The sequence below is a fragment of the Mesorhizobium sp. M4A.F.Ca.ET.050.02.1.1 genome, from assembly GCF_003997725.1.
Taxonomy (GTDB): domain Bacteria; phylum Pseudomonadota; class Alphaproteobacteria; order Rhizobiales; family Rhizobiaceae; genus Mesorhizobium.
Genome location: NZ_RZSG01000172.1, coordinates 1 through 9,523 on the forward strand (window position 1 = coordinate 1; position 9,523 = coordinate 9,523).

General features: G+C 63.9%; 9 protein-coding genes and 1 pseudogene. 2 read left to right on the forward strand and 8 right to left on the reverse strand.

Annotation, left to right across the window (positions count from 1 at the left end):
• Positions 1 to 291 precede the first annotated feature (291 nt).
• Complete coding sequence (locus EOA33_RS14050) at positions 292 to 1,575, reverse strand: cystathionine gamma-synthase family protein (RefSeq protein ID WP_127405882.1); 1,284 nt, start codon at positions 1,573 to 1,575, stop codon at positions 292 to 294.
• A 124-nt stretch (positions 1,576 to 1,699) separates the two neighbouring features.
• On the opposite strand from EOA33_RS14050, the pseudogene EOA33_RS14055 reads away from it, so the two are divergent.
• Positions 1,700 to 2,144 (forward strand): annotated as a pseudogene (locus tag EOA33_RS14055) (Lrp/AsnC family transcriptional regulator).
• 40 nt (positions 2,145 to 2,184) lie between these two features.
• Here EOA33_RS14055 and EOA33_RS14060 read toward each other — a convergent pair.
• The 4 genes from EOA33_RS14060 to EOA33_RS14075 all read right to left on the reverse strand — a co-directional run bounded on the left by EOA33_RS14060 (position 2,185) and on the right by EOA33_RS14075 (position 6,181).
• Positions 2,185 to 3,156, reverse strand: a complete 972-nt coding sequence (locus tag EOA33_RS14060; protein WP_127405883.1) for an ABC transporter substrate-binding protein — start codon at positions 3,154 to 3,156, stop codon at positions 2,185 to 2,187.
• A gap of 41 nt (positions 3,157 to 3,197) precedes the next feature.
• Positions 3,198 to 4,352: an ABC transporter permease gene (locus tag EOA33_RS14065; protein ID WP_127405884.1), complete on the reverse strand. Its 1,155-nt coding sequence runs from the start codon at positions 4,350 to 4,352 to the stop codon at positions 3,198 to 3,200.
• Complete coding sequence (locus EOA33_RS14070) at positions 4,349 to 5,227, reverse strand: ABC transporter permease (protein WP_126053854.1); 879 nt, start codon at positions 5,225 to 5,227, stop codon at positions 4,349 to 4,351. The genes EOA33_RS14065 and EOA33_RS14070 overlap by 4 nt, the downstream gene beginning before the upstream one ends.
• Before the next feature lie 162 nt (positions 5,228 to 5,389).
• A complete protein-coding gene (locus EOA33_RS14075; RefSeq protein ID WP_126053853.1) occupies positions 5,390 to 6,181 on the reverse strand; it encodes an ABC transporter ATP-binding protein in 792 nt (263 codons plus the stop codon).
• Positions 6,182 to 6,311: 130 nt separating this feature from the next.
• On the opposite strand from EOA33_RS14075, the gene EOA33_RS14080 reads away from it, so the two are divergent.
• Positions 6,312 to 6,716, forward strand: coding sequence for a cupin domain-containing protein (locus EOA33_RS14080; RefSeq protein ID WP_127283266.1), 405 nt, complete (start codon positions 6,312 to 6,314; stop codon positions 6,714 to 6,716).
• An 80-nt stretch (positions 6,717 to 6,796) separates the two neighbouring features.
• On the opposite strand, the gene EOA33_RS14085 is transcribed toward EOA33_RS14080, so the two are convergent.
• From EOA33_RS14085 to EOA33_RS14095, 3 genes are all read right to left on the reverse strand, one after another.
• On the reverse strand, positions 6,797 to 7,174 hold the full coding sequence (locus tag EOA33_RS14085) for a hypothetical protein (protein WP_189347704.1): 378 nt from the start codon (positions 7,172 to 7,174) through the stop codon (positions 6,797 to 6,799).
• A 2-nt stretch (positions 7,175 to 7,176) separates the two neighbouring features.
• The gene (hydA, locus tag EOA33_RS14090) at positions 7,177 to 8,628 is read right to left on the reverse strand and encodes a dihydropyrimidinase (RefSeq protein WP_127405885.1); all 1,452 of its coding nucleotides are present in this window, start codon (positions 8,626 to 8,628) and stop codon (positions 7,177 to 7,179) included.
• A 64-nt stretch (positions 8,629 to 8,692) separates the two neighbouring features.
• Positions 8,693 to 9,523: hydantoinase/carbamoylase family amidase (locus EOA33_RS14095; protein ID WP_127405886.1), on the reverse strand; the 831-nt coding region annotated here is incomplete at its 5' end.

The window sequence follows — 9,523 nt, forward strand, 5'->3', positions numbered from 1 at the left end:
TGCCCTGGGTGGTGACAGGCGGGCTCTGCTGGCCGCCATCGAGCGTCGCCGTGTATTTCACCGTTTCGGCCAAGGCAGGAAAGGCAAGCAGGATAGACGCGGAAATGGCCAGCGCCGAGAACATCGGCGTGAGGGGTTGAATGCGCATGGAGACCTCCGTTGTGACATCCCGGAATGGATGCACCGCCACAACGGCTTGAGGAGCGGATGTTTCCCGGAAGTAACGCCGATTTGACAGCACGGCTAAAAGGGGCGGTTGCCCGCCCCTTTTGGATTCCACGAAGGCGCTGATCAGACGGCTGCCAGGGCCTGCGTGAGGTCGGCGATCAGGTCGTCCGGGTGCTCGACGCCGATCGACAGCCTGACCGTGGTCTCCAGCACGCCGATGCGCTGGCGCACCTCGAAGGGAATGCCCGAATGGGTCATCGCCGCCGGGTGGCTGGCCAGCGATTCCGTCCCGCCGAGGCTTACCGCCAGCTTGAATATCTGCAGGGCGTTGAGAAAGGCGAACGCCGCCTTCTGCCCGCCGCGAATGTCGAAGGAAAAGGTAGAGCCGGCGCCACTGCACTGCGCCCGGTAGGTGCGGCCCGAAGGTGTATCCTCGCCCAGGAACGGCAGGTAGTGGACCTTCTCCACCTTGGCATGGTCGCGCAGGAATTCGGCGACAAGGCGCGCATTGTCGTTCGCGCGTTCCATGCGGATCGACAGCGTCTCGAGCGAGCGGCCGAGCATCCAGCAGGAATGCGGGTCGAGCTGCGTGCCGATCGCGCCGCGCAGCGCCTTGATCGGCTTGGTGACCGCCTTGCTGCCCATGGCGGCGCCGGCGATCAGGTCGGAATGGCCGCCGACATATTTGGTCAGCGAATAGACGGAGACATCGGCGCCGTGTTCGATCGGCCGCTGGAACACCGGGCCGAGCAGCGTGTTGTCGCAGACGATGATCGGCTTCGTCCCTTGCCCGGCGCCGATTTCGTCGGCGATCCTGCACATCAGCGCGATGTCGACAAGGCTGTTGGTCGGATTTGACGGCGTCTCGATCAGGATGACCGACACGCGGCCCTTGGCCCTGGCAGCATTGGCGGCCGCGCCAACCGCCGCCTCGTCGACGCCGTCAGCGAAGCCGACAGCCTCTATGCCGAAGCCGGCGAGCGTGCGCGTCAGAAGCGTCTCGGTGCCGCCATAGAGCGGCTGCGAATGCAGGATGACGTCACCCGGACGGGCATAGGCGAAAAGGGTCGTCGCGATCGCCGACATGCCGGACGAGAACAGGATGCAGGCGTCCGTGCCCTCATAGACCGCCAGCCGGTCCTCGACGATCTCGCTGTTGGGATGGTTGAAGCGCGAATAGACGAGACCGGAAGCGGTGCCGCTCGGAGGTTCCTTGCGGCCGGAGGTGTAGTCGAAGAAGTCGCGTCCCTCTTCCGCCGATTTGAACACGAAGGTCGAGGTGAGGAACACCGGTGGCTTGACCGCGCCCTCCGAAAGCTGCGGATCGAAGCCATAGCTCAGCATCAGCGTCTCCGGATGGAGCTTGTGGTTGCCGATGTGGGTTTTCGACGGGCGCGGCGCGGTCATGGCTATTTTCCTGCTGTTCGAGGAGTGTCGTACCGCAATTTATGCCATCCCCATCATGCAGTCCTTGCTATTTTTGGGCTCGCATGGCTGCGTTCGCGCAATGAATTGCCTGAGGAGACCAAAAGTGCAGCAGAAGATAGCTGACGATTTCGACCGCAAGATCCTGCGTGAACTGCAAGCCGACGCCCGCATCACCAACAACGAGCTTGCCGAGCGGATCGGTCTGTCGCCGTCGCCCTGCCTGAGGCGCGTGCGGCGTCTGGAGGAAGCCGGCGTCATCAGGGGCTACACCGCCCTGGTCGATCCGGCCGCCTTCGGCTGGGGCATGGTCGCCATCGCCACCATCCGGCTCAGCCGCCAGAACGAGGACGAGATCGTCATGTTCGAGGAGGCGATCCGCGGCTGGGATGAGGTGCTGGAATGCCACCTCGTCACCGGTTCGCGCGACTATGTGCTGAAGGTGGTGGCGGGAAGCCTCGAGCAGTACGAGCGCTTCATCAAGGAAAAGATCGCGCGCCTCGATCGAGACCAGCTTCGTCATGAACACCATAAAGGAACGGCGCCTCTGAGGCGCCGTTCTCGAGATCAGCATGTCAGCGTTCAGCCGGCCTACTTGATCGCCTTGTCGGTGATCGCCGTCGTGTACGCGCCTTCCGGCTGCTTGGTGATGATCTTCTGGTCGAGCAGCGCCTTGGCGGTGCGCTCATAGGCTTCCGGAATCAGCTTGCCATCGGCATTGTCGATCAGCTTGGCGACTTCGCCCATCATCCGCTTCTGGTGGTTCTCGTCCTGGCCGCCATTGTCCATGACGATGCCGGCCGCCTCATCCGAATTGTCGACGGCATATTTCCAGCCCTTCATCGAAGCGCGCACGAAACGCACCATCTTGTCCTCGAAGGCCGGATCCTTGAGCTTGTCTCCCAACGCATAGAGCCCGTCTTCGAGCAAATCGTTGCCCATGGCCGAGTAGTTGAACACGGTGAGCTGTTCCGGCTTGTAGCCGGCGTCGATCAGCTGCCAGTACTCGTTATAGGTCATGACCGAGATGCAGTCCGCCTGCTTCTGGATCAGCGGCTGCACGTCGAAGCTCTGCTTCAGCACGGTGACGCCCTCCGGGCCGCCCTCGGTCTTGAGGCCGAGCTTGTTCATCCAGGCGTAGAACGGATACTCGTTGCCGAAGAACCAGACGCCGAGCGTGTGGCCCTTGAAGTCGGCTTCGGTCTTGATCGGGCCGTCCTTCGGGCAGACCAGTTCCATGCCGGCCTTCTTGAACGGCTGGGCGATATTGACCAGCGGCACGCCCTTTTCGCGCGCGGCGAGCGCCCCGCCCATCCAGTCGACGATGACGTCGGCGCCGCCGCCGGCGATCACCTGCTCGGGCGCGATATCGGGACCGCCCGGCTTGATGTCGACGTCGAGGCCCTCGGCCTCATAGAAGCCCTTTGCCTTGGCGACATAGTAGCCGGCGAACTGGGCCTGCGTGACCCACTTCAGCTGCAGCGTCACCTTGTCGGCCGCCATCGCCTGGAAAGCGGCCAGCGACATCGCGCCGGCCAGGACAGGAATAATCAGTCTTTTCATGTTTTTACCCTCTGAAGTTAGCACCCTTAAACCCACCGCCCCTATCCACCACGGACAGAGGGATGCCAAAACGTGACGGCTCTCTCGACAAGAGCGACCACGCCATAAAAGACCGAACCCGCCAGTGCTGCAACTGCGATTTCGGCCCAGACCATGTCGATATTCATCCGCCCGACTTCGGTCGAAATGCGGAATCCCATGCCGACGACGGGCGTGCCGAAGAACTCCGCGACGATGGCTCCGATCAGCGCAAGCGTCGAGTTGATCTTCAGCGCGTTGAAGATGAAGGGAGCGGCGGCCGGCAACCTGAGCTTGATGAGCGTCGGCCAATAGCCCGACGCATAGGTGCGCATCAGGTCGCGCTCCATGTGGCCAGAAGCGGCAAGCCCGGCGACCGTGTTCACCAGCATCGGGAAGAAGGTCATGATGATGACGACCGCCGCCTTTGACTGCCAGTCGAAGCCGAACCACATCACCATGATCGGCGCCACGCCGATGATCGGCAGCGCCGAGACCATGTTGCCGATCGGCAAGAGCCCGCGCCTCAGGAACGGCACGCGGTCGGCGGCGATCGCCGCGAGGAAGCCGGCGCCGCTGCCGACGACATAGCCGAAGATCACCGCCTTGAAGATGGTCTGCCGGACATCGGCGCCGAGTACCGGCAGCGAACCGGCGATGCGCGCGCCGATGGCGCTTGGCGGCGGCAACAGGATGAAGGGAATTCCGGCTCCCCGGGTCACCGCTTCCCAGATGATCAGGATCCAGGCGCCGAAGATCGCCGGGATGATCAGCCGCAGGGCGGTCCGCATCCAGTTCGCCACCGGGCGCAGCGAAGACAGCACCGCCACGCAGCGCCATCCCAGCAGCCAGGCCGCGGCGAGCAGCAGGAAGAATGGCGCCAGCGCCGTGCCTTCATAGCCGTTTATGCCCGTGATCAGCAGCCAGGCGGCGAGGTGCGCGCCGGTGAACAGCACCAGGGCTTCGACGATGGTGGACAGCCTGGCCATCGAGGCAAGAGCTGCCAGCAGCAGCAGGCCGAACATCAGCCCCTTCGTCGCAAGGTAGGGATAGTCGAAAGACGCCTCGGGTTGCGCCAGCGCCGCCGCTTCCGGCTTCGACATCGCGCCGAGTGCCAAGGCGATCAGGCATAGCAGGATCGCCAGCACCCCTTGCCAGGATGGTTTTAGCCAACTCATGCCGGCCTCCCGCCCATGGCGCGGTCGACGAGGCGGCCGGCAACGCCGACCACCATCACCAGAAGTGCTGCCACAACCGAGCCGGCGACCAGCGCCGACCAGATGTCGATGGACTGGCTGTAGTAGGCGCCCGCCAGCAGCTTGGCGCCGATGCCGGCGACAGCGCCCGTCGGCAGTTCGCCGACGATGGCGCCGACCAGGCTTGCCGCCACCGCCACCTTCATCGAGGTGAACAGGAACGGCACCGATGCCGGCACCCTCAGCTTCCAGAAGGTCTGCGCGCGGCTGGCATTGTAGGTATGCATCAGGTCGAGATGCATGAGCTCGGGCGAGCGCAGCCCCTTCACCATGCCGACAGTCACCGGGAAGAACGACAGGTAGGTCGAGATCAGCGCTTTCGGGATCAGCCCGGTGATGCCGACCGCCGCCAGCACCACGATGATCATCGGCGCAACGGCCAGGATCGGAATCGTCTGCGAGGCAATGACCCACGGCATCAGGCTGCGGTCGAGCGTCGCCACATGCACGATGCCGACGGCAATGACGATGCCGAGCGCGGTGCCGAAGGCAAAGCCGAGCAGCGTCGAGGACAGCGTCACCCAGGCGTTGTAGACCAGGCTGCGGTTCGAGGTGACGGACCGCAGGAAGGTGTTCTCGAAGAAATTAACCGCCACCTGGTGCGGCGCCGGCAGCGTCGGCTTCGGCTGCGACAGCGTCTTGCCGATGAACTCGACAGTGCCGGGCGTCTCGTTGGCGCGTTGGTCGAGATCGCGCTGGAATGGCGCGTTGAGGACGACGGCGAAGACATACCAGGCGACCACCACGGCCGCGAGGATCGAGGTGACGGGGATGATTTTCGAGCGGAAGGAGTCCATCAGCGCTGCCCCTCTCCTCTCCCCACCGGGGAGAGGGTGGCCGGAGCGAAGCGAAGGCCGGGCGCCTTCCTCGTCGTCATCCTAGGGTCTGCGCACGCCGCATCGCGGGCGCTCCGCCCCGGGATGACGAAGGCGCGGGCAGGCGCTCGCTCCTGACGGCGCTCAATCATCATAGCTGTGCCCTGCCCGGAGGCCGTCGCGCACGCGCGCGGCGATCGCCAGGAATTCCGGCGTCTCCCGGATATCGAGCGGCCGTTGCCGCGGCAGGGTCGATTCGATGATATCGCTGACGCGGCCCGGCCGTGGCGACATGACGACGATGCGCGTCGAGAGATAGACCGCCTCGGGGATCGAATGGGTGACGAAGCAGATCGTCTTGTTGGTACGCTCCCACAATTCCAGAAGCTGCTCGTTCAAATGGTCGCGCACGATCTCGTCGAGCGCGCCGAACGGCTCGTCCATCAGGAGCAAATCGGCGTCGAAAGCGAGCGCACGGGCGATCGAGGCGCGCTGCTGCATGCCGCCGGAAAGCTGCCAGGGATATTTCTTCTCGAAGCCGGCGAGGTTGACCAGTTCCAGCGTGCGCTTGATGCGCTCGGCCTGCTCTGCCTTGGAGAGGCCGATGACCTCCAGCGGCAGCGCCACATTGCGCTCGATCGTGCGCCAGGGGAAAAGGGCGGCCGCCTGGAAGACATAGCCATAGGCGCGTTTCTCGCGCGCCTGCTCCGGCGTCAGGCCGTTGACCGAAATGGTCCCCGATGTCGGCTTCTCCAGATCGGCGATGACCCTGAGCAACGTCGTCTTGCCGCAGCCGGACGGACCGATGAAGGAGACGAACTCGCCCTTGCCGATGGTGAGGTCGACATTGGACAGCGCCTGCACCGGACCGTCATTGGTCTGGAAGGTGAGGCCTAGCTTGCTTGCCGAAACGACGGCTGGCGACTGTCCGGTCATTGGCTGGCGCCTGCCCGTTCCCGTGCCTGCGGCGCCAGCTGGATTCCGATTGCTTTTATCGCGACGTTGTTTTCCACTCACCCTGCCCCATTGGCCTTGTCCCGCCAGCCCGACGCCCGGAGTTTCCCCGATGTCGCTCAAACCGACTTGTCATCTTATCCGCCCCGAAAGCACTTATGAAGGCAAGCAGGGTTTGACCTATTTCGCCGGCATTGCCACCGAGTCGGTCGGCTCGTCCGGCATCTGCATGCACGTGCTCACCATGCCGCCTGGCGCCCGCGCCAAGGCGCATATGCATGAGAACCATGAGACGGCGATCTACGTGCTCTCCGGCGAGGTCCACACCTGGTATGGCGACCGCCTTGAGCATCACATCGTCGTCAAGGCCGGCGACCTGTTCTATATCCCCGCCGGCGTGCCGCATCTGCCCGCCAATCTGAGCGGCGCGCCCTCGTCGGCGGTCATCGCCCGCACCGATCCCAACGAGCAGGAAAGCGTCGTCCTGCTGCCGGAACTGGATGCGCTGGTCGCCTAGGGCATTTTGCAGCCAAGCGGAATCGCGTGGCGTCGCACAAATGCTGTCTCGCTTCGGAATCGAGGGAAAAACTCCAAGCGTCATTTGCACCGGGAGACTTCTCCCATGACATTGCCGTCCTCGTCGGCGATCACCAGCTTTTTGGCGTTCTTGGCGCTGCGCTTGATGGTGAACTGGGCGGGTGACTCACCCTCCTCGCCTTCCGCCTGGCATTGCGCCTTGACCAGCAGCGAGCCGTCGGCCTGTGCCTTCTTTTCGGTAAAGGTGCAGGCACTCGCCACCGTGACGAATGCCTCGTCGGTCAACAGCAGCATGTCCTCGGCATAGATTTCCTGGCCGTTCTTGTTGATGCAGCCGGATTTGTTGCCATAGGGCTTCGACAGGTCGATCGCCGCCGCGGAAGCCTGACCGGCGACGAGCAGCGCTGCGGCCGCAAACGCAAGATGAGAAACGCGCACGCTCAAACCCCGGTCGCCGGAATGCCTGTGCGCTCCACCTTGCGCGGCGCGCTGATCTCCTTCCAGGTCGACAGTGCCCGGTTGACCGCGGCGTTCGGCTCGCGGGCGACGAATTCGCCATGGCCGACCTTGGCCTTGACCTCCGCCTCCTCGATCGACAGTTCGCCGCGCGAGAAGACGAAGCGCGGCAGGCCAGTCACCACGAAGCCTTCGAAGACGTTGTAGTCGATCACCGACTGCTGCTTCTTCGAGGTGATCGTCTTCTTGCGCTTCGGATCCCAGACCAGGATGTCTGCATCCGCGCCTTCGACGATGGCGCCCTTCTTCGGATACATGTTGAGGATCTTGGCGATGTTGGTCGAGGTCACCGCGACGAACTCGTTCATCGTCAGCCGGCCGGTGTTGACGCCTGTCGTCCACAGCACCGGCAGCCGGTCCTCGAGGCCGCCCGTGCCGTTCGGGATCTTGGTGAAGTCGCCGACGCCATTGCGCTTCTGCTGCGTGGTGAACGAGCAGTGGTCGGTCGCCACCACTTGCAGCGATCCGGCCTGCAGGCCCGCCCACAGCGAGTCCTGGTGCAGCTTGTTGCGGAAGGGCGGGCTCATCACGCGGCGCGCGGCATGGTCCCAGTCCTTGTTGAAATATTCGCTCTCGTCGAGCGTCAGGTGCTGGATCAGCGGCTCGCCGAACACCCGCATACCCTTCTGGCGCGCGCGGCGGATGGCCTCATGCGCCTGCTCGCAGGAAACGTGCACGACATAGAGCGGCACGCCGGCCATGTCGGCGATCATGATGGCGCGGTTGGTCGCCTCGCCCTCCACTTCCGGCGGCCGCGAATAGGCATGCCCCTCCGGACCGTTGTTGCCGGCGGCGAGAAGCTTCTGCGACAGTGCTGCGACCACGTCGCCATTCTCGGCATGCACCAGCGGCAGCGCGCCGAGATCGGCGCAGCGCTGGAACGACGCGTACATCTCGTCGTCGTCGACCATCAGCGCGCCCTTGTAGGCCATGAAGTGCTTGAACGAAGTGATGCCTCTGTCGACGACGGTCGCCATCTCGTCGAACACCTGCTTGCCCCACCAGGTGACCGCCATGTGGAAGGAATAGTCGCAGGCCGCCTTCGAGGTCTTGTTGTCCCACATCTGCAAGGCTTCGAGCAGCGACTGCTTCGGCGCCGGCAGGCAGAAATCGACCACCATGGTCGTGCCGCCGGACAGTGCCGCGCGGGTGCCGGATTCGAAATCGTCGGCCGAATAGGTGCCCATGAACGGCATTTCGAGATGGGTGTGCGGATCGATGCCGCCCGGCATGACGTAGCAGCCGGTGGCGTCGAACTCATGATCGCCGTGCAAGTTCGAACCGATGGCGACGATCTTGCCGTGCTGCATCAGCACGTCTGCTTTCCAGGTGCGGTCGGCCGTGACGATCGTGCCGTTCCTGATCACTTTGGTCATTTTCTCGTTCCCCTGTTCCAGTCGCGCTTCTTTGCGAGCAGCGTTGAATTCTAAATTTCAGACCTCACTCCACGATGACAGCCGTCTCCACCACGGCATGGAACAGCACGTCGGCGCCGGCGCCGGCCCATTCCTTGGTGATCTCTTCGGCCTCGTTGTGGCTGAGCCCGTCGACGCAGGGGCACATCACCATCGCTGTCGGGGCGACGCGGTTGATCCAGCAGGCATCGTGGCCGGCGCCCGAGACGATGTTGCGATGCGTGTAGCCGAGCCGGTCGGCTGCATCGCGGATCGCCTTGACGCAGCCCTTGTCGAAGGTGACCGGATCGAAATGGCCGACCTGCTCGATCTGGTATTTGATGTCGAGCGCATCGCAGATCGTGTCGATGCCTTCGCGCACGCGCGCGTCCATGGCGTCGAGCACCTCCTTTTCCGGCGAGCGGATGTCGATGGTGAAGACGGTGCGCCCGGCAATGATGTTGCGCGAGTTCGGATAGGCCTGCATATGGCCGACAGCGCCGACAGCGTCCGGCTGATAGTCCATGGCGATCTCGTGCACCAGCTCGATCACCCGCGCCATGCCGAGCCCGGCATTGCGGCGCTTCGGCATCGGCGTCGAGCCGGTATGCGCCTCCTTGCCGGTCAGCGTCACCTGCAGCCATTTCAGGCCCTGGCCGTGCGTGACGACACCGATGTCGATGCCTTCATCTTCAAGAATAGGCCCCTGCTCGATATGCAGTTCGAAGAAGGCGTGGATCTTGCGCTCGCCGACTTTCTCGGTGCCCTTCCAGCCGATGCGCTCCAGCTCCTCGCCGAACTTCTTGCCGTCCTTGTCGACATGTTCGTAGACGTCGGCCTGGTCGAGCACGCCGGCGAAGACGCCGGAGGCCATCAT